Annotated in this window: 11 protein-coding genes; all 11 read left to right on the top strand. The window is 43.0% G+C overall.

Going from position 1 to position 21258, the window contains the following annotated elements; genetic code table 11:
• The first annotated feature begins 6 nt into the window (after positions 1-6).
• Positions 7-987, top strand: coding sequence for a sugar phosphate isomerase/epimerase family protein (locus NFS18_RS00830; RefSeq protein ID WP_251386721.1), 981 nt, complete (start codon positions 7-9; stop codon positions 985-987).
• 16 nt (positions 988-1003) lie between these two features.
• Positions 1004-2071: a zinc-dependent alcohol dehydrogenase gene (locus tag NFS18_RS00825; protein WP_251386719.1), complete on the top strand. Its 1068-nt coding sequence runs from the start codon at positions 1004-1006 to the stop codon at positions 2069-2071.
• A gap of 39 nt (positions 2072-2110) precedes the next feature.
• Positions 2111-3085: an ABC transporter permease gene (locus NFS18_RS00820; RefSeq protein WP_251386718.1), complete on the top strand. Its 975-nt coding sequence runs from the start codon at positions 2111-2113 to the stop codon at positions 3083-3085.
• Between the two features lie 24 nt (positions 3086-3109).
• Positions 3110-4609 (top strand): sugar ABC transporter ATP-binding protein, encoded by a 1500-nt coding sequence (locus NFS18_RS00815; protein WP_251386717.1) that lies wholly within the window; start codon positions 3110-3112, stop codon positions 4607-4609.
• A gap of 22 nt (positions 4610-4631) precedes the next feature.
• Positions 4632-5876 (top strand): oxidoreductase, encoded by a 1245-nt coding sequence (locus tag NFS18_RS00810; RefSeq protein WP_251386716.1) that lies wholly within the window; start codon positions 4632-4634, stop codon positions 5874-5876.
• Positions 5877-6065: 189 nt separating this feature from the next.
• Positions 6066-6827, top strand: coding sequence for a deoxyribose-phosphate aldolase (deoC, locus tag NFS18_RS00805; RefSeq protein ID WP_251386715.1), 762 nt, complete (start codon positions 6066-6068; stop codon positions 6825-6827).
• A gap of 187 nt (positions 6828-7014) precedes the next feature.
• Entirely contained in the window at positions 7015-7677 is a 663-nt protein-coding gene (locus NFS18_RS00800) for an FHA domain-containing protein (protein ID WP_251386714.1), read from the top strand.
• A gap of 147 nt (positions 7678-7824) precedes the next feature.
• Positions 7825-10092: a hydratase gene (locus NFS18_RS00795; protein WP_251386712.1), complete on the top strand. Its 2268-nt coding sequence runs from the start codon at positions 7825-7827 to the stop codon at positions 10090-10092.
• A gap of 358 nt (positions 10093-10450) precedes the next feature.
• Positions 10451-11254, top strand: a complete 804-nt coding sequence (locus tag NFS18_RS00790) for a sigma-70 domain-containing protein (RefSeq protein ID WP_251386710.1) — start codon at positions 10451-10453, stop codon at positions 11252-11254.
• Positions 11255-11296: 42 nt separating this feature from the next.
• Entirely contained in the window at positions 11297-11845 is a 549-nt protein-coding gene (gene lepB, locus NFS18_RS00785) for a signal peptidase I (RefSeq protein ID WP_251386708.1), read from the top strand.
• 605 nt (positions 11846-12450) lie between these two features.
• Positions 12451-21228, top strand: coding sequence for a DUF7507 domain-containing protein (locus tag NFS18_RS00780; protein WP_251386706.1), 8778 nt, complete (start codon positions 12451-12453; stop codon positions 21226-21228).
• Positions 21229-21258 lie beyond the last annotated feature (30 nt).

Below are 21258 nucleotides of genomic sequence, written 5' to 3'. Positions count from 1 at the left end.
TAAAAAGTGAAATTAGGGTTTTGTGTAGTGAACTATTCAAATTTACCGGTGGACAAGGTCTGTGAGATTGCCGCAAGAAATGGCTACGACGCGGTGGAGCTTCCGGCATATACAGACAATGGACAGGTAGATGCGGCAGAATTGTTAAAGGGCAGCAATGCAAAAGAATTTAAAAAGAAAATTGAAGATCACGGGTTGTTCATTTCTGCACTTAGCAACCATGCAGATTCCCCATTGATCATGGGACCATACAGTGCAGGAATGGACTCCATTTGTCCGGGCAGTAAAGAAGAAAAAATCAAATTCGGTCAGGAGAGTATGATCCGTTCGGCACAGCTTGCGGCAGAACTTGGAGTAAAATGTGTTGTCGCATTTTCCGGAATGGAAAACTACGGACATATCAATGACTGGCCGGAGCCAAACGGATGGAAATACGAGGAAGAACAATTTGCCGAGAAATGGGGCTATGTATTTGATAAATATAAAGAATATGGTGTTAAGGTTGCTTTTGAGCCGCATCCGAACAATATTGTATACGACATCAAATCTACGAAGCGCCTTTTGGAAGTAACAGATAATCATGAGAGCTTTGGGATCAATCTGGATCCGGCAAACGTATTATTCTCAGGAATTGATGTAAACCAGTTTGTATATGAACTGGCAGACCGGATCGTAACTGTACATGCTAAGGATTGTGAGATATTGAAGCATCATCTTGCAAGCGGCGGTCTGAATATGTATATGCAGGACGGTTGGGCGAGAAGGGACAGATCCTTCAGATTCAGAATCCCGGGATGGGGAGATGTGAACTGGAAAGCGCTGATCAGCGAACTGTATCTCAATGGCTATGAGGGTGTATTTAACTTTGAACATGAGGACGTGATCATGAGTGTTGACGATGGTACAAAGAAAACGATTGATTTCCTGAGACCGCTGATGATCAATGCGCCATATGAAGAGAGACATGATAAATTATTTACAAAATAAATGGAGGTAAACAACTATGGAAGGAACAATGAGAGCCCAGGTATTGGTTGAAGTAGGGCGGTTTGAACTGAAAGAGGTACCGATTCCTGAGATCAATGATGATGAGGTGCTTGTAAAAGTAAAATATTGTGGTATTTGTGGTTCAGACTGGGGATCCTATACAGGAAAATATGCCGATGAAGTAGAGTGTATTCCTTTGACAACAGGACACGAAGTATGCGGAACAATTGCAGAAGTCGGTGCAAATGCAAAGGGGCTTGAAGTGGGAGACAGAGTTACTTATGATATCGTGATTCCCTGCGGTACCTGTTACCAGTGCCGGATCGGCGAGTCATTACTGTGTTCTGACTTTAAACAGATCGGAATTCATACAGACGGCGGATTTGCAGAGTATGTAAAAGTTCCATGGAAGAATATTTACAAAGTTCCAGATGAAGTATCCGATATCAAAGCAGCTTTTGTGGAACCTCTGACAGCCTGTTTAAATGCCTCACATAAAATGAACTGTGAGATTGGACGCAGTGTAGTCATCATCGGAGCAGGTCTGGGTGTGATGCACGCACAACTGGCAAAAGCCCGCGGCGCGGCGCCGATCATTATGGTAGATACAAACGAAGAGAGACTGGCAATGGCAAAAGAGGTTGTAGCTGATTATGTTATCAATGCATCTAAGTGTGATCCGGTTGAGGAGGTTATGAAGCTGACGAACGGAATCGGCGCTGATTATGTATTAGAAGCAGTCGGACATCACAGTACTTATGAGCAGGCGTTTAAGATGCTTCGCAAGGGCGGTAAACTAGAAGCTTTTGGTATGTGTGCAGACGATGATTTTGCATCACTTCCGCCGATCGAATTTGTAACGAGTGAGAAGAAGATCAGCGGAAGCTGTGCAGGGATTGGATACGACTGGGCAGACGCACTGACTTTGATGCAGTATGACCGTGTAGATCCGACCCCATTGATTTCTATGATTGTTCCTCTGGAAGAGTTGGAAGAGACACTTCATGAAATTAAAAAGAATTCAAAATTAATCAAAGTATTGGTAAGTCCGGAAGCAACAGAACGCACGATATTATATAAATAACATCATTACATTAAGCAGCAACGGATTGGAGAGAAAGCGATGAGTAAGGAAGCAGAGAAAATCAGTGTTTTACAAAGAATAAAAAATAACCCGGTAAGCGTACCTTATGGTGTGCTTGTCCTGACATTTATTATTTCCACCATCGCTTCTCCAGACATATTTCCGACCTATTCTAATATTATGAATATTTTGAGACAGGCATCTATCGTAGGTGTAGTCAGTATTGGAATGACTGTCGTTCTTCTGGTAGGAGGAATCGACCTTTCTGTAACCAGTATCATGGCTCTGACGGCCTGTCTTTTGGCGGATATGATGGAGAAGGGAGCAGCGGCGGGACAGACCGGAATTATGGCGGGTCAGGTAGTCCTGGTATTGATTCTTGGATGTCTGATCGGACTGATCAACGGTATCATAGTAGTTACAAGAAAACTGGAAGCGTTTATTGTCACTCTTGCAATGAATATGATCATCAAAGGTGTTGTCATGGTATATACCAAGGGCGCTCCGGGCGGAAAGGTTACTGAGTTCTGGCAGAATTTTGGTTCCGGCTATGTGCTTGGCATACCGTGTGCGGTTATACTTTATGCGGCTGCGATGATCGTGTTCCTGATCGTATTGCATAAGACTGTATACGGCAGACACATTTATGCAATCGGAAGTAATGCAGAAGCGGCAAGGCTGACAGGTATTAAAGTAAACTTTAATAAAATCATGGCATATGTGTTGTGCGGATTTACTGCTGCGCTTGCCGGAGTAATGCTTATGGCACGTGTACGGGTCGGAGAGCCGAACGGAAGTACAGGGTATGACATGGATGCACTTGCAGCAGCCGTTATCGGCGGAACTGCAATGAGCGGCGGAGTCGGAACACTTGCCGGAACACTGGCAGGTGTAATCATTATGGCAATGGTAAATAACATCCTCAACCTGATCGGCGCTGATCCGAATCTTCAGAGTCTGATCAAAGGATTGATTATCCTTGTGGCTGTTATTTTCCAGAGAAAAGAAAAATAACATTCATGTGGGGAAGGTGAAAGAATGAGCGAATATGCATTGGAAATGTTGGGAGTCACAAAAACATTTTCAAAAGTTACAGCACTTGACAATGTAAATCTCCGCGTGAAAAAAGGTGAGATTCATGCGCTGATCGGTGAAAACGGCGCAGGAAAATCAACACTTATGAAGGTCCTTTCCGGGGTATATAAAGCGGATGCAGGTACCGTCAGAATTAATGGGGAAGAAGTTTCTATCAAGAATCCGCGGGACGCGATCGATAAAGGTGTGGCGATCATTTATCAGGAGCTAAGTCTGGTTCCAGAGTTGAACGCCATTAAAAATGTCATGCTGGGACAGGAAAAAAATACATTACAGATCATAAATACAAAGAAAGAAAATGAGTTTGCGAAGGAATATCTGGATTATGTGAGCAGGGGAAGTATTCCAAGTTACAAAGTACCGGTGAAGAGCTTAAGCGTTGCACAGCAGCAGATGATAGATATTGCCAAAGCATTATCTTATCATTCTAAAATTATTATTATGGACGAGCCGTCAGACAGTCTGACAAACAGCGAGATTGAGACTTTATTTGAGATTGTCAGAAAGCTGAAGGAAGACGGTATTACTGTCATTTACATTTCACATCGTCTGGAAGAGCTGTTTGCGCTTTGCGACAGAGTTACGGTGCTTAGGGATGGTAAATATATTACAGACACCGATATTGCAGACATTGATAAAGACTGGCTGATCAGTAAGATGATCGGGCGGGATTTGAAAGATACATTTCCTCCCCGTCACCGAAGCCGTAGCAGCGAAACAGTGCTGGAGGTAGAGGGTCTGACCGGAGAACGGTTTAAAAATGTATCATTTGAGCTGAAAAAGGGAGAGATCCTGGGACTCGGCGGATTGGTCGGGGCTGGACGCACAGAGGTGCTCCGGGCGATTTTCGGGGCAGATAAACACAGTGCCGGAACAATAAAAGTCAACGGAGAAGAAGCGCATATCAATCATCCGAATAAAGCATTGAAATACGGACTGGGATTTGCAACAGAAGACCGTAAGTCACAGGGACTGTTTTTGAATCAGGGAATTCAGGATAATATTCTGGCGGCAGCATTGGATAAGGTATCTGTTTCTGGATTCATGCAGAGCAAAAAAGAGCAGGCTTTGGCGGAGAAATATTTTGGGGAGCTAAAGGTTGTATCTCCAGATATGGATAAATTGTGCAAGTATCTTTCCGGCGGTAACCAGCAGAAGGTTGTATTGGCAAAATGGCTGGCATCAGAATGTAAGATTTTGTTCTTAGACGAGCCTACAAGAGGAATTGACGTGGGAGCAAAATACGAGATTTATCTGCTGATGGATAAACTGGTTCAAGAGGGAGTCAGCATCATCATGATCTCATCAGAGATGCCGGAATTGATGGGAGTATCAGACCGTGTACTGGTGATGCATGAGGGAACAATTACAGGAGAACTGATGACGGGTGATTTTTCAGAAGAAAATATTATGAAACTGGCGAGCGGAGAATCCGTTGCATAAAACAGCAGAAAGGGAGAGAAAAATGGGTTATAAAGAGACGTTATTAAGTCCGGTTAAAATAGGAACAAGAGAATGTAAAAACAGATTTTTTGCACAACCGATGGAATGTGTAGATTCAGATGCAGAAGGAAATCCGACAGACCTTACATATCAAAGATATGAAAATCTTTACAAAGGCGGATTTGGACTGGTAGATCTTGAGGCGATTACCGTTACAAATGAATCCAGAGCGAGAAAGACACAACTGGAGATTATGCCGCGGAATGAAAAACCTCTGGCAAATTTTATTAAGAAACTGAAAGAAGTGAACCCGGATACACTGATCGTATTCCAACTGACACATTCCGGTGAGATCAGTGAGTCAGAATTCTCCCGGAAGGTTTGTGTAAAACCGATGTACGGCATCGGAGGCGATATCCTTTCTGAAGAAGAAGTAGATCATATCATGGATCAGTTTGCAGAGGCAACTAAGATCGCATATGCGGTCGGTGCAGATGGAATTGATATGAAGCTTTGCCATGGATATCTTGGTTCTCAGATTATCCGTCCGTTCAATGACCGTGATTGGAAATACGGCGGTTCCTGGGAGCGGAGAAGGCAGTGGGCGTTTGATCTGCAGGAAAGAATCATGAAGGCAGTTAATTATGATAAGAACTTTCTTATCGGTTCCAAGATGTCCATGTGGGAAGGACATCCGGGCGGATTTGGTTCAGCAGGACCGGAATCTCCGCTGATGGATATGACAGAACCGCTTGACTTGATTAAGGGACTGGAAGAGCGCGGCGCTACTTACTTTATCGAATCTCTTGGAAATGTACATAGTGCAATGAATTATATGGAAGCATTGAAGGATGCTCCTGAGCTTTCTTACCTGCATATTTATTTTTCAGATATGATGAAGAAAGCACTGAAACCGGAAACTGTTGTAATTGGTTCTCATTTCTCTCCGTTCAGGGGAAAGAAGAACAAGCTGATGTCTGTTGATCCTGAGAAATCTTCTCTGTTCGCAATGGGCGCTCATTGTATCGAAGAAGGAATGATGGATATGGTCGGACTTGGAAGACAGTCATTTGCAGATCCGCTGACACCGCAGAAACTGCTGGAAGGCAGAGAAGATGAGATTAAATATTGTACACAGTGTATGAACTGTGAGGAATTGATGATCCGTCAGCAGCCAGTAGGCTGTGTTGCTTATAACAAGCCGTATACTGAGAGGTTTGTAGAGTGCAGAAAGAAATATGGTAAACTGACAGAGCTTCATACCTGATAAAGGAAGCTGCTCAAACGTAACAGTTCAGCCCAGAACTTTGCACTGGCTGCAAAGTCCGTGAAATAACGTATAGGTAGAGATGCATCAAGCCACCACGAAGTGGTTTTGCATGGCTTGATGCCTGTAACAGGAAGCCGAAGGCTGAACTGTTACGATTAAACTGACAATAGAAGAAAGGTGATAGAAATGAAAGGAATTTTAACAGAAAGACCAAGAAAGACCATATTAACCAAGGATGACATTGCATACATGATGGACCCGAGCGTATTGAAGCTGGATACAACATTAAGTGATGTAAAGCATATGGTTGAGGTCTGCAAAAAATATGGATGCGGCACATGCTTCTGCTGGCCATGCTATTATCCGCAGCTTGTAGAACTGCTGGAGGACGCAGAAGTGACAAAGTTCGGTACGTCCCTTGGATTTCCGACAGGACAGGAGACAACAGAGACAAAGGTATTCCTTGCGCACCAGTTTATGGAACTGGATCCGGCAACAAATGATATGCAGATTAATGTTGGCTGGCTGAAGGAAGGCTTTGATGATCTTGTATACAATGATATTAAAGCTGTTCGTGACGCAACACCTGGAGTTCCGCTGAAAGTAATTATTGAAGCAATGCTTCTGACGGATGAGGAAATTGTAAGAGCATGTGAGCTGTCTATTAAGGCAGGCGCAGATTACGTGAAGACAGGTTCTGGTTTCTCAGTTGGAAAGCCGACCACATTGCATCATGTAAAGGTTATTATGGATACCATTGGTGACAGAGCGCAGCTTAAGGTCGCAGGCGGAGTAAGAGATCTGGATACACTTCTTAAGATGTACAAGCTGGGCGCAACCCGGTTCGGTATCGGCTGTGCGGCTGCAGAGCAGATTCTTGCAGAGGTAGACGCTATGGGAGGAGAGATCAATCTGGATACTGTTGTGATCGATGAGGCGGAATTGTAAGAACGGACGACGGCTGTTTATCATTTGAAAGAAACTAGGTGGCTGAAGGGCAGTATTTTTAATATGTCTGAAACTTCTTGCCTGAAACGTAAAAATATAGTAAGATAAGTAGAGTTTCATGAATGATAAAACTGCCGGCTGAATATGTATGGTCATTCGGCGGCGAATGTACAAAGGAGAGAAACATATGTTGTATTGGGTTATAATGGGGCTTTTAGTTGTGGTCGCATTAGGTCTGATTATTGCAATTGTGGTTACCCTGAGGAAGAACAATGAGCAGCAGGATGAGTATGATTACGATGGATATGATGTAGATGACGAGTATGAAGAATACGGCGATGAAGAGCCGGAGCCTGTAAGAGCGAGACAGAGACATCAGGAAGAGCCGGAGTCTGTAAGAGCAAGACAAAGCCGTCAGGAAGAGCCGGAGAGAAGGATTAGGGAGTCAGAGCCAAGAGGACAGGGCAGGAATACGGAAGCGGAGCAGCCGCAGGCGGCTTCACAGCCTCCAAAGAAAACGAAGAGACAGTGGAAAGTAATTCTGGAGAATCTGGACACATGGGAGAAGTTCAGCTATACGTTTTATGATAATATAGGAATTGGAAGAAGCAGAACAGACGGAGAGTTTGAAAAGTTCCTGACGATCAAGGAAGACCCGAGAATATCGAAGCTGCATTGTGCTATTCTGCGGCAGGAGGATCGGCTGTATCTGATGGATATGGGATCCAGAAATGGAACATATTTGAATGGAGAGAGGATTTACCAAGAGAAGGAAATCCAGCGGGATGATGTGATCCGAATAGGTGAAACCCAAATTGAAGTAAAGAAAGTACTCAGGGAGCGAGAATAATCGCTCCCCTTTGTTACTTTTCACACCTACGGTGCTCAAAGCAACTAGTGCACGGCCCGGGTGTGAAAAGTAACTCCCATTTTCTTTACAAGCACACTTCACCGTGATAAAATAAAACCCATAATGTAGAATAACAGGAGGATTCAGATGATTAAATTATATGATAACGGCGTGTATCTGCTGAATGGAATGGAGATTGTAGAAGATAACGGCAGTGTACAGGCGCCCCTGAGCAAAGAGGAAGCTGCAAAGAATACAATTGCGTACAGCATTTTGAGCGCACATAATACATCCGGCAACATGGACAACCTGCAGATTAAGTTTGACAAACTGACATCTCATGATATTACATTTGTCGGAATCATTCAGACTGCACGTGCGTCAGGACTTGAGAAGTTCCCGATTCCGTACGTGCTGACAAACTGTCATAACTCTCTGTGTGCGGTCGGCGGTACTATCAACGAAGATGACCATATGTTTGGACTGACTTGTGCGAAGAAGTATGGCGGTGTTTATGTTCCGCCTCATCAGGCAGTTATCCATCAGTATGCAAGGGAGATGCTCTCCGGAGGCGGGAAGATGATTCTTGGTTCTGACAGTCATACGCGTTACGGCGCCCTTGGTACGATGGCGATGGGCGAAGGCGGACCGGAGCTTGTAAAACAGCTTTTGAATAAGACATATGATATCAAGATGCCGGGAATTATCGGAATCTATCTGGACGGCGAACCTATGAAAGGGGTGGGACCGCAGGATGTCGCGCTGGCGATCATCGGCGCTACATTTGGCAATGGATATGTCAATAATAAAGTGATGGAGTTTGTCGGACCTGGCGTAGAAAAGCTGAGCGCGGATTTCCGTATCGGGGTTGACGTAATGACAACAGAGACTACTTGTCTGTCTTCTATCTGGAAAACAGATGAGAAGATTCAGGAATTCTATGAGATTCATGGAAGAAGCGGTGATTATAAGGAATTAAATCCGGGAGCATGTACATACTATGACGGTATGGTTTATGTGAACTTAAGCGAAATCAAGCCAATGATCGCTATGCCATTCCACCCGAGCAATGTGTATACTATTGATGAGGTAAATACAAATTTGAAGGATATCTTGCAAGATGTAGAGAAAAAAGCTCTTGTAAGTCTTGACGGTGCAGTAAATTATTCATTACAGGATAAGATCCGTGACGGAAAGCTGTATGTAGAGCAAGGAATTATTGCAGGATGCGCGGGCGGCGGATTTGAAAATATCTGTGCAGCCGCTGATATAATCAAGGGTAAAAACATCGGTTCTGACGCCTTTACATTCAGCGTGTATCCGGCAAGTACACCTGTTTATATGGAACTTGTGAAGAACGGTGCAGTTGCAGATTTGATGGCGGCGGGTACAATTGTGAAGACTGCATTCTGCGGACCATGTTTCGGTGCGGGAGATACTCCGGCAAATAATGCGTTCTCTATCAGACATTCTACGAGAAACTTCCCGAACCGTGAAGGTTCTAAGCTGCAGAGCGGGCAGATTTCTTCTGTTGCACTGATGGACGCACGCTCCATTGCGGCAACCGCGGCTAATAAGGGATTCCTGACTCCGGCGACAGCCATGGATGTGGAATATAAGGGACAGAAGTATTACTTTGATAAGAGTATATATGAGAATCGTGTTTTTGACAGCAAGGGCGAAGCAGACCCGTCTGTTGAGATTCAGTTCGGGCCCAATATTAAGGACTGGCCGGCGATGTCAGCATTGCCGCAGAATCTGGTTTTGAAGGTAGTTTCTGAGATTCATGATCCGGTTACGACTACAGATGAATTGATACCGTCCGGCGAGACTTCTTCTTATCGTTCCAATCCGCTGGGACTGGCAGAATTTGCTCTCTCCAGAAAAGACCCGGCTTATGTTGGACGTGCCAAGGAAGTACAGGTTGCCCAGAAAGCTATTGAAGCGGGAACGTGTCCGCTGGATGTGCTGGAAGAGCTGAAGCCAGTGATGGCAGTGATCCAGAAGGATTATCCAGAAGTGGGTGAAGGAAATATCGGAATCGGAAGTACTATTTTTGCAGTGAAACCGGGGGATGGTTCCGCCCGTGAGCAGGCAGCGTCCTGTCAGAAGGTGCTCGGCGGCTGGGCAAATATTGCCAATGAATATGCAACAAAGCGTTACCGCTCTAACCTGATCAACTGGGGTATGCTTCCGTTTTTGACAGATGTAGATCACGAGGCGCTTCCGTTTAAGAATGGAGATTATATTTTTGTACCGGACATTCGTAAGTGTATAGAAGAGAAAGACGCTGTAGTGAAAGCCTATGTTGTAGGCGATACCTTGAAAGAAATCGAATTGAAGCTGGGAGATATGACTGATGCAGAGCGTGAGATTATACTGAAAGGATGCCTGATTAATTACTACAGAGGTTAATTGTTACTGTTCACAGCCTGCTGCTGTGCACAGTAACCGCATTTGTGCATTTAAAATCGCCTGCGGCGAGACACAAATGCTTGTAAACTTCGCTGTATTAGGTCGTAAATGCGCAGTTTATGCGCATTTCGACTGTGAACAGTAACGGTTAATTTCATTACTAAAAAGGTAAGTATAATCTTATCAAAAGAAATGTATTTAAAGAAATAAGAAACGAAAAGATGTACAAAAGGATTTGCCGGATTCACTGGAGCCGACAAGTCCTTTTTCAAAATAGGTAATAGGAATTGTAGTAACAGAAAGTAAAAATAACGGGAATCTAAGTGATAAGAATCATAAAAAGCAAGGAGGAGACAGTGTGAGAAAAGAGCAGGAATTTCTGAAAAAGTTAGAACTGCTGAAGGAAAAAGCGATGGAACAGGGCAGCCGTATTTCACAGGAGGAAGTGAAAGAGTTTTTCTGTGATGAGACATTATCAGAGGAGCAGATCCTTCTGGTTTATGATTATCTGTTGTCTCAGCGGATTACTGTGACAGGTTATATGAAGAGCGGCAAAATTGCAGAAAGCGGCGGGAGTGCAGGGAATGGCGGCATGAGTGCGGAAGAAGAGGGGTATTTAAAAGAATATCAGGAGGATCTTGCAGCTCTTCGGACAGAAAGACCGGGAGAGCGTGAGCAGCTTTTGTCAGAGATTGCATCAGGGGATGCAAAGGCAAAGAGCCGTCTGGTGGAAATTTATCTGCCAGTCGTGTTGGAGATTGCATTGCAGATGAGATGTCAGGAAGTTTTTCTGGGAGATTTGGTACAAGAAGGAAATGTCAGTCTCATTCTTGCGGTTGATTTATTAAAAGCCGGGGGTGTGCAAGGAGAGACGGAAGCAGAATGGGATATGTGTCTTAGAAAAGAAGTCCGCCAGGGGATACAAATATTGATCGAGGAGCAGACTGAATTGAAACGCTGTGATAAAAGGATGGAACAGAAGGTGAATGATCTGGATACTGCACTGCATCATCTGGCGGATGAAAAAGGACGTGCAGTAACGATTGAAGAACTGGCAAAGTATATGGAGATTCCGGAGGAAGCAATTCTGGATATTATGAAACTGGCAGGCGAAGATTTGTATGATAAATATAAAGACAACGGAAAAGCTGATTTAATATAGTACTTATTGCTTAAAGTGATGGTTTTTAGTGAAGGTGACATTGTGAGGAAAGATAGAAGGCTCTTTAGAAAATTCGACGGATTGAAATATGGCTGGCTGAAGGATGCAGAGAAATTTCTTTTACTTCTTGTTATCGTTTTCCTTGTTTTTCGTTTTGTGATCGGCTGCTCTTTTGTCAAAGGAGAGTCTATGCTGCCCACGCTTAAAAATGGCGAGTTGGTGTTGTATGTGAGGTTTTGTCCAAAATACAAAGCGGGAGATGTGGTTTCCGTGAGGATTCCGTCGGAAGAATATTATGTAAAACGAATCATTGCTGCAGCCGGAGATACCATTGATATCCGGGACGGCAGCGTCTATGTCAATGGAGAGCAGATTGAGGAAGATTATATTCAAGGCAGGACAGAGCAGCAGGGAGCTGTGAAGTATCCGATGACGTTAAAGGAAGGGCAGATTTTTATCATGGGAGATAACCGTGAGGAATCCGCGGACTCCCGTACCTTTGGAGTCGTAGGCGAACGGCAGATCAAAGGGAAGCTGGTTTTGCAGATGGGCAGACAGAAGGGCAAATATTATATACGAAAAGTAGAGTAAAAATGTTACTGTTCACAGCCTGCTGTTGTGCACAGTAACCGCATTTGTGCATTTAAAATCGCCTGCGGCGAGGCACAAATGCTTGTAAACTTCGCTGTATTAGGTCGTAAATGCGCAGTTTATGCGCATTTCGACTGTGAACAGTAACGTAAAAATGTAACAGTTCAGCCTTTGAGTGATACCAGATGCTATAATGCCAATAGGCAAAAAGAAATCACAAGTCCATGCGGACAAAAAGTGAATCCCCAAACCGTGTTGCAGCACAGTTTGGGGATTCTTCTTTTCTTTTATAGTGGTAAAGTACCCACTAGGTTAGTTGTTGCTCTTATCGTCACTGTCTAACCATTTGATTATGTACAATTATCCACACATTATGAAAAAAATTAAAAAAATGTGGAAAACGTGAGCCTTTTTCTCAAGTAGAACGCTCTTATATTATATAGGAAGAGTTTCTAGGGTTTTTATAGAATGCTTTACCCTTTAATGCCTGCGGATTGTTCCGTGCTGTGCACGCCCACAATCTTGGCATCATATATAAAACAACAAAAAGAGTAGTAGTCAGACAAAATTGAGTGTGACAAGGATTTGAAAAAGGAGAGAGGGTTATGAAAAAGAATTTCAAACGATGGCTGGCATTGGTGCTTGCAGTGGCAATGGTCGCAGGAACATGCCTGTCACACGCAGATGGTTTTCTTTCGGCAACCGATGGAGAACCGGCGGTGACAGATGGTGCCCAAAGTACAGACACAACTGCAGAGAGCGACATCGCTGTCACTAATGTAACGGAAGGTGAGGGTGCGGAGATCCCATATCAGGGTGAGACCGAACCTACAGTAACAGTACAAGAGATAGAGCTTCCGCAGCAGGAAGAGCCCGGGGCAGAAAAACCGCTGACATTGGAGGCAGCAATAGTAGGAGAGTCACCAGTACAGGAACAGCAGCAGACAGAAGAGCAGCCAGTACAGGATTCGCCGGTACAGGAACAGCGTCAGACAGAAGAGCAGTCAGTACAGGATCTGCCGGTACAGGAACAGCGTCAGACAGAAGAACAGACAATACAAGAACCGCCAGTATTGGAGGAGCAAAATCAGACACAAGAGGAACCGGAAGTTTCGGCTGAAGCAACAGAGGAGAAATTCAGTGTTATATTTGAACAGCCGACAGCTAACGAAGGTATCATTCGTGTGTGGGCTGACGGGGAAGCAAAAACAGATGCTTCCTATACGAATGGACAGTATATTAAGGAAGTAAAAGATAATACTACTCTCTGCTTTGAAATACAAACAACAGGAAACTATAAAGTTGACCAGGTAAAAGATCAGTATGGTAACATTCTGAATCCAGAATCAGTAAATGGAAATGTTTCCACATATAAAATGGTAATCGCAGGAGATAAACAGATTACTACATTATACAGGGAAGAAATTTTGAAAGCAGATTCGATAGAAGAGCAGAAACCGGAAGATGATAAAAAGGCTCTGACAAAGGATAAGAAGTCAGAGGAAACTAATAACGAGGACAAAGATAAAGAAGAGGAAGATAAAAAAGAGTCTGACAGCGAAGCAGAGGAAAACAGAACAATGTTCCGGGCAGCAAAAGCTTCGGGAAAACTTGTAACGGTTCCATTAGATCCGATGCCGATTTTGAGAGATGGGCATGTAGGAAATGGTAATGGTGATCAAGGAGGAAATGGTGCACCTAAATCCGGCAGCATTACTGCGGAAGAGGGTTTTCCCTTTCAGCTAAATGCATCAAATCTTTCTTCTAATCTTTATGAGTTTGATGCCGATTTGAATTTGGCGCCGGATGGGGGTGTAAATTGGGGAACTGGACACTGGGTATACTCTTTTGCTGAGTTAAATGATTATAACCGTACCTATGTTTATGCATTTAAGATTGAAAATGGAAAGCTGTATTATACGACAGATGCAAATTGGGGAGAGACAACGAACTGGGCATCTTATGTAAACGAATATAAAATGACAGAAGTTACATTTAGATATAATGTTGACCGCAGTGAGGACTATGATATTTATATTGTTCAATATTTAGGAAATGGACATACAGCAGGTAAGCCGGAAGAGGATCGTGTAGAAGCTAAAAAAGACGAAGTAATCACATTGAGCGGACAGGGTTCTATGGTAAAAACCGGTTATGAATTTAAGGGTTGGACACGGGATGCAGAAGGTGAGGGAACTTTATATCAGCCAGGAACTGAATACAAAGTGACAGAGCCTATGGTATACTTTTACGCAAAATGGGAGAAGGAAGCAGAACCGGAACCTCAGAAAGTAATCATTAATGGAGAACATAAAACTGTAACTTATAACGGAAAAGAACAAAGTACATCAGAATATAGTGTAGAATATCCGGAGGGCATTCCAGAGGGAAGCATCGAGGTTCATTTAAAAAAGGATTTTAAAACAGGAGCAACTGGAACAAATGCCGGAACATATCCGATGGGATTAAGCAAAGATAGCTTCGATGTTGTATCTGAAAAGTATTCGGATATAGAAGTAATTGTAAATGACGGTTCTTTGACAGTTGAGAAGGCTGACTTAGCAAAGGTAAAAATTACTGGTAAGACAAAGACAGTAACATATACTGGTGGGATACAAGAAGTAACAGGATATATCTATGATGCACCTAAAGGTGTATCGGTTAAGTTAGCAGAAGGTGCCGAAGCAAAAGCATCCGGAAAAGATGCCGGAACATATCTGATGAACCTAACAAAGAAAAACTTTGTAGCAACATCTGATAATTATGAGCACATTGATATAGAAGTAACAGATGGCAGGCTTAAGATTGATCCGACAGGCGAAGAACTGGTAGTAAATGTTAAAGGACGTACAGATACACAAGTTTACACTGGGAAACAGCACATTGTAGCAGGCTTTATATTTGATGCGCCGAGTGATGTAGCAGTTACCTGGAAGGGCGGGACAGGTCAGCCGACAGTCAGTGGTGTGGATGCCGGAACATATCCGATGAATTTAAGGGCAGAGGATTTTGAAGCCAAATCACCGAACTACACAAATATTAAAGTAAATGTAGAAGACGGCTGGCTTAAGATTGATCCGACAGACAAAGAACTGGTGGTAAACGTCAAAGGGAATACGAAGACAGTAGCTTACACCGGAGCGGAACAGTATGTAATTGGATATGAAAAACTGGATGCACCGGAAGACGTAAATGTAGAGTTAAAAACAGACAGGACAGCGAAAGCCGCCGGAACGGATGCCGGAACATATAAAATGAACTTAGCGGCAGATGACTTTACAGCGACATCGCCAAATTATAAGAACATTACAGTAAATGTAATAGACGGCTGGCTGCAGATTGAAAAGGCAGATACTTTAGTTATTAATATCACCGGAAATAGTGATGAAGTAGAATATACTGGAAAAGAACAAAGTGTAGAAGGCTATACATCAGATGCACCTAAAAACGCAAAGGTGGATTTAAGATTCTTAAAAAAAGCAGAAGCGAAGGGTACAGATGCAGGCGATTACTACATGAACTTAACGGCAGGTGACTTCAAAGCCTCCTCACCTAATTACAAAGATGTTACCGTTCATATTAAAGAAGACGGTAAGTTGACGATTATGCCAATTACTGTGGAAACAGTAGTAGAAGTAACCGGAAATCATGGGACTGTAACATATACAGGTGAAGAACAGAGTGTAACAGGATTTACATCCAATGCAGAGGAAATTGATAAAACAATCAATGTAGAGCTTGCAGCAGGTATGGAGGCAAAGGCGTCCGGTACAAATGCTCAGGAAAAACCATATATGATGGGACTGGAAGCAGAGTATTTTTTGGCAACATCGGAAAATTATACAAATCTGACAGTCAAAGTAGAAGACGGCTGGCTGAAGATTAATCCGACAGATGATAAACTGGAAGTTACAATTACCGGAAATAGCGATGAAGTGACCTATAATGGAAACGAACAGCAAATAACAGGATTTACATCTGATGCACCCGAGAGCGTAACAGTTGCGCTGGCTTCTGGAAGGTCAGCAGTTGTAAAGGGGATCAATGCCGATACTTACTATATGGGGCTTAAAGAGGACGATTTTGTAGTAACATCAGAAAACTACTGTAATATTACAAAGAAGGTTGTGGATGGTAAATTGACGATTAACCCGATCACTACCCCGACAACTGTAAAGATCAAAGGCAACACATCTACTGTAGAATATGACAAAAATCCACATACAGTAGTAGGATTTACATCTAATGCACCGAAGGGCATCCAGGTAGAACTGAAAAATGGTATAAAAGCAGAGGCAACAGGAATCAATGCTGATACTTACCAAATGGAACTTACAGAGGAGAGCTTTGAAGTAAGTAAGCAGAACTATACAAATGTTGCTGTAGAGGTGGAAGATGGTTGGCTTGAGATTACGCCAACTACTGCGGAAACAATAGTAACAGTAACAGGAAATCATGATAGCAAAACATATACCGGAAGTGAGCAGAGTGTAACAGGATTTGCATCTAATGCGAAAGAGGTTGATGAGACAATTCGTGTGGAACTTAAAGAGGAAGGAAAGGCTATTGCTAAGGGAACCGTAGCCGGACATTATGAAATGGGCCTTCAAGCAGAGGACTTCAAAGCAGTATCTGATAACTACAATAATCTTAAAGTAGAAGTAGTAGACGGTTATCTTGATATTACGAAGGATACAAATCCTCTTACCGTAACAATTACTGGACATCATGACAGTAAGATATATACCGGAAGCGAGCAGAGTATAACGGGATTTACATCTGATGCGCCAGCAAATGTAGATGTAATACTTAACACAACTGGGAAAGATACTGCAAAGGGAACTATAGTCGGACATTATTCGATGGGTCTGACAAAAGAAGACTTTACAGTTACATCTGATAACTATGAGACGATTAATGTAAAAGTAGTAGATGGTTATCTAGATATTTCACCAATTACAGAACCTCTTACCGTAACAATTACCGGAAATCATGACAGTAAGGTATATAACGGAAGTGAGCAGAGTGTAACAGGATTTACATCTGATGCGCCAGCAAATGTAGATGTAATACTTAACACAACTGGGAAAGATACTGCAACGGGAACCGTAGTCGGACAATATCGGATGGGACTGACAGAGGAAGACTTTACAGTTACATCTGATAACTATGAGACGATTAATGTAAAAGTAGTAGATGGTTATCTAGATATCACACCAATTACAGAACCTCTTACGGTAACAATCACTGGAAAAAATCGTACGGAGACTTACAATGGTAATGAGTGGACGATAGAAGGATTTACATCTGATGCACCAGCGAATGTAGCAGTTGTCCTGAACGTAAAAGGGAAAGACAGTATAACCGAAGCAGAAGCCGGTGAATACTATATGGGACTGGCAGAGGAAGATTTTACAGTTACATCTGATAATTACAGTGAAATTAATGTAGATGTTATAGACGGCTGGCTGAAGATTAACCCAGCAGATACCTTGACAATACATGTCAAAGGTACACAAGACTCTAAGGAATATAATAAAACTCCGCAGAGTGTGACAGGATTTACATCTGATGCACCGGCTGATGTAACAGTTACACTTTCACAAACCGGAAAAGACACTGCAACGGGAACAGAAGCTGACAAGTATCTGATGGAACTTGTACCGGAAGACTTTACAGCAGCATCCGATAATTATAATAACTTTGAATTTGTAGTTGAGGATGGCTGGCTTGAGATTACCCCGGTTCAAGAAGAGGTGGAAGTAGAAGTAACTGGAGCGAACAAAAGCGGAGTATACGATGGAAACGAGCAGAGTGTAACAGGCTTTACGTCTAATGCAGAAACAATTGATGCAACAATTACAGTAAGTCTTGAAGAGGGTCATACAGCGGAGGCAAAAGGAATTACTGCCGGAAAATATCCGATGGAACTTACAGAAGCTGACTTTAAGGCAGAATCAAGGAACTACAAAAATCTTAAAGTAAGGGTAGTAGACGGATTCTTAACGATCACACCGATTGCAACAGAGATTATTCTTACAGCAGCCAGTGATAATAAAGAATATGATGGAACAGCATTAACGAATTCCGGATTTACAGTTAATGACGAGCGTATTCTAGTAGAGGGAGACACTCTTACAGCAGATGTTTCCGGAAGCCAGACAGATGTAGGGGATTCATCAAATACAATTAAGGATTATAAGGTTGTCCGTACAATAGATGGTAACGAAGTCGATGTAACAGACAGCTATAATTCTGTAACATATAAAGGAGGAACATTGTCAGTATCAAAACGGCCGATTACTGTTAAAGCTGCATCAGGCACAAAGGTATATGACGGCGAAGCATTAGAAGCCGAGGGATATGAATTTATTAACGATTCTACTCTTGCAGCCGGTCAGAAAGCAAATATAACGGTTGAGGGAAGTCAGCCGTATGTTGGTTCTTCTGATAACGTAATTCAGGAAGTGAAAATATATACAGCAGGTGGTAAAGATACGACAGATAACTATGACGTTAAAAAAGAAAAAGGAACATTGACAGTTACAGATGAGATTACAGATCCAAGCGGACTTGGGATTATTACCAAGGCTCATGAGGACGGAGAATATGGTCTTGGTGATACTGTTGAATTTGAGATTACTGTAAAGAACATATACGCAACAGAACGTACTATCACGATTTCTGAAAAAGACGGTGTAACAATTACAGGTGAGTCTGTATTTGAAAATGTTCCGGCAGGGGAAAAAAGAACAACAAAAGCTGTTTATGATATTAAAGAAGAGGATATTCTTGCAGGACAGTTTGTCAATGAGGCAGCAGCATCTTTTTCAGGTGGTAAAACTTATACAGCAACAGATAGCGTTGATGTGGCTGATGCAAACGGAGAAATGCGGGTAACGAAGGTAACAACAAACAGTCCGGAAGATGGAACATTTGCATTAGACAGTGAGATTGAGTATCGGATTACTGTAAAAAATACTGGAAATCTTACAGTCAACAATATTAATGTAACAGATAGTCTTAGTCCTGAGGATGGAAAGTTACTCGGAGTTATTGACCAGCTGGTACCGGATGGAGAGCAAACATATGCTTTTAAACACAAAGTAACAGAAGAAGATATTCTTAAAGGCAGTATCCTTAATGAAGCAACAGCAGAAGGAACAGCATCTAACGGCAATGCTGTTACAGCAGCAGATGATGTAACAGATAACACGGATGATAAAAATGGTCACTTAACAGTAAGCAAGACAACATTGAGTACACCGGAAAATGGGGCAGTTTATGTACTTGGTGAAGTAATCAACTACCAGATTGCTGTGAAGAATGATGGAAACCTTACAATTACAAATATTACGGTAGAAGATGAGCTTACAGGTGATGAGTGGACGATAGAGACACTGGCACCGGGAGAAGACGAAACATTTGAAGCAGAGTATAAAGTAACAGAAAAAGATGTTATTGCCGGAATGGTTAAAAATGTAGCGACAGCAGAAGGAACAAGTCCTGATCCGGATGAAGAAAAACCGGATGTAACACCGGGGGAGAAGGATGAACCGATAGAAACGGCGGCGCCGAGTCTTTATGTAGATAAGGAGGCTGTTTTAGCGGATGGCAGAGCAGTTGGTCTTAATGAGGAGATTCCTTATGAGATTATAGTACTCAACAACGGAAATCTTACAGTAAAGGATATAGAAGTTGTAGATGAGCTTACAGGTGATAAGTGGACGATTGAAGAATTGGCACCGGGAGTAAGTGGAACGTTTGAAACTCAGTATGCTGTTACAGAAGAAGATTTGGTGGCAGGTGAAGTTAAAAATGTGGCGACAGCAGAAGGAACAGCAGAAAATCCGCAACGGCAGGCTGTAAGGGCTTCTGATGATGAAACAGTTGCAACAGTAGAAGCAAATGGTAACTTAACAATCACAAAAGACACAACAAGCACACCGGAAAACGGCGAGACATATGCATTGAATGAAGTAATCGAATATACGATTACGGCAACAAATAGTGGTAACCAGACTCTGGAGAATATCGTTGTAACAGATGAGCTTACAGGTGATGAGTGGACAATTGAGACACTGGCACCGGGAGCAAGTGAAACATTTACAACAGAGTATACAGTAACAGAAGAGGACATCAAGGCAGGCAGCGTAGTTAATGTAGCGGCAGGAACAGCTGATAAAGAGAATCCAGACGGACCGGAACCGGAGATTGATCCGGGAGAAAGAGAGGTTGAAACAGAGGAACAGAATCCGAACATGACTGTTGTGAAGACCGTAACATCTGTACCGGAAGAAGGGAATACTTACGAAATTGGTGAAGTAATCACATATGAAATTGAAGTTGTAAATACAGGAAACGTCACATTGAACAACGTAGTTATTATGGATAACCTGAATGCAGCAGGGCGGGTAACATGGGCAGATAATATTGAAGTAAATGATGACAACGAAGCTATCATTGATACTCTTGCACCAGGTGTGGAAGTTACACTGGAATGTTCTTATGAAGTAGTGAGAGCGGATGCAGGAAATGACCTTGTAAATGCAGCAATCGGGGACAGTGATGAAACAGAGCCTACAGAGCCGAGTACAACAGAGCCTACAGAAGTTGAAGATACTTATACATTGACAATCAATTATATATACTCTGATGGAACAACAGCAGCGCCGAGCGTAAATGCCCAGTATCTGGAAGGTGAAACATTTGGTTATACATCACCGATAATCAGCGGATATACAGCAGACTACGCATTCGTAAGAACGGGAGCGGAAGGCATGCCGGCAAGAGATGTTGTAATAACGGTTGTTTACACAGAAAATCCTGTAGTAGTACCGACACCGACTCCAACACCTGACGGGGATACAACACCAACCCCGGCACCGGGAGAAGACACAACCCCGACGCCAACACCGGGAGGAGACACAACCCCAACGCCAACACCGGGAGGAGACACAACACCAACGCCAACACCGGAAGGAGACGCAGCACCAACCCCAACACCGGAAGGAGACGCAGCACCAACGCCAACACCAGCACCGGGCGGAGACGCAGCGCCAGCAACACCGGCAGTGCCGACTCCGGCAGTAACACCGGCAGTACCGACGCCTGGAGACGGAACAACCGGCGGTGAGATTACAACAGACGATAACGGTGAAGTTGAAGTTGTTCCTGTAGTTGACGAAGAAGTACCGTTGGCTAATCGAGATCTTGATGATCATGAGTGCTGTGTATTACATTTCTTATTGATGCTGATCGCAATGATCGTATATGCAGCATATACAAGAAGCATGAAGAAACGGCAGGAAAGAATTGCTGAACTTGTAGAGGAGCTTGAGGCAGAGATGCTTAAGAGAAAACAGCAGGAATCGGCAGAGTAAAGAAACAGATGAAATATAGTTGTTTAAGAA

The sequence above is a fragment of the Mediterraneibacter agrestimuris genome, assembly GCF_943193195.1.
Classification (GTDB): domain Bacteria; phylum Bacillota; class Clostridia; order Lachnospirales; family Lachnospiraceae; genus Schaedlerella; species Schaedlerella agrestimuris.
The sequence above is the reverse complement of the archived record's forward strand: the minus strand, read 5'-3'. Positions and strand labels throughout refer to the sequence as shown.

Excerpts from the sequence above, each read along its gene's own strand:
- NFS18_RS00825 (WP_251386719.1), top strand. The coding sequence starts at position 1,004 with ATGGAAGGAACAATGAGAGCCCAGGTATTGGTTGAAGTAGGGCGGTTT.
- NFS18_RS00820 (WP_251386718.1), top strand. The coding sequence starts at position 2,111 with ATGAGTAAGGAAGCAGAGAAAATCAGTGTTTTACAAAGAATAAAAAAT.
- NFS18_RS00780 (WP_251386706.1), top strand. The coding sequence starts at position 12,451 with ATGAAAAAGAATTTCAAACGATGGCTGGCATTGGTGCTTGCAGTGGCA.
- deoC (WP_251386715.1), top strand. The coding sequence starts at position 6,066 with ATGAAAGGAATTTTAACAGAAAGACCAAGAAAGACCATATTAACCAAG.
- NFS18_RS00815 (WP_251386717.1), top strand. The coding sequence starts at position 3,110 with ATGAGCGAATATGCATTGGAAATGTTGGGAGTCACAAAAACATTTTCA.
- NFS18_RS00795 (WP_251386712.1), top strand. The coding sequence starts at position 7,825 with ATGATTAAATTATATGATAACGGCGTGTATCTGCTGAATGGAATGGAG.
- NFS18_RS00810 (WP_251386716.1), top strand. The coding sequence starts at position 4,632 with ATGGGTTATAAAGAGACGTTATTAAGTCCGGTTAAAATAGGAACAAGA.
- NFS18_RS00800 (WP_251386714.1), top strand. The coding sequence starts at position 7,015 with ATGTTGTATTGGGTTATAATGGGGCTTTTAGTTGTGGTCGCATTAGGT.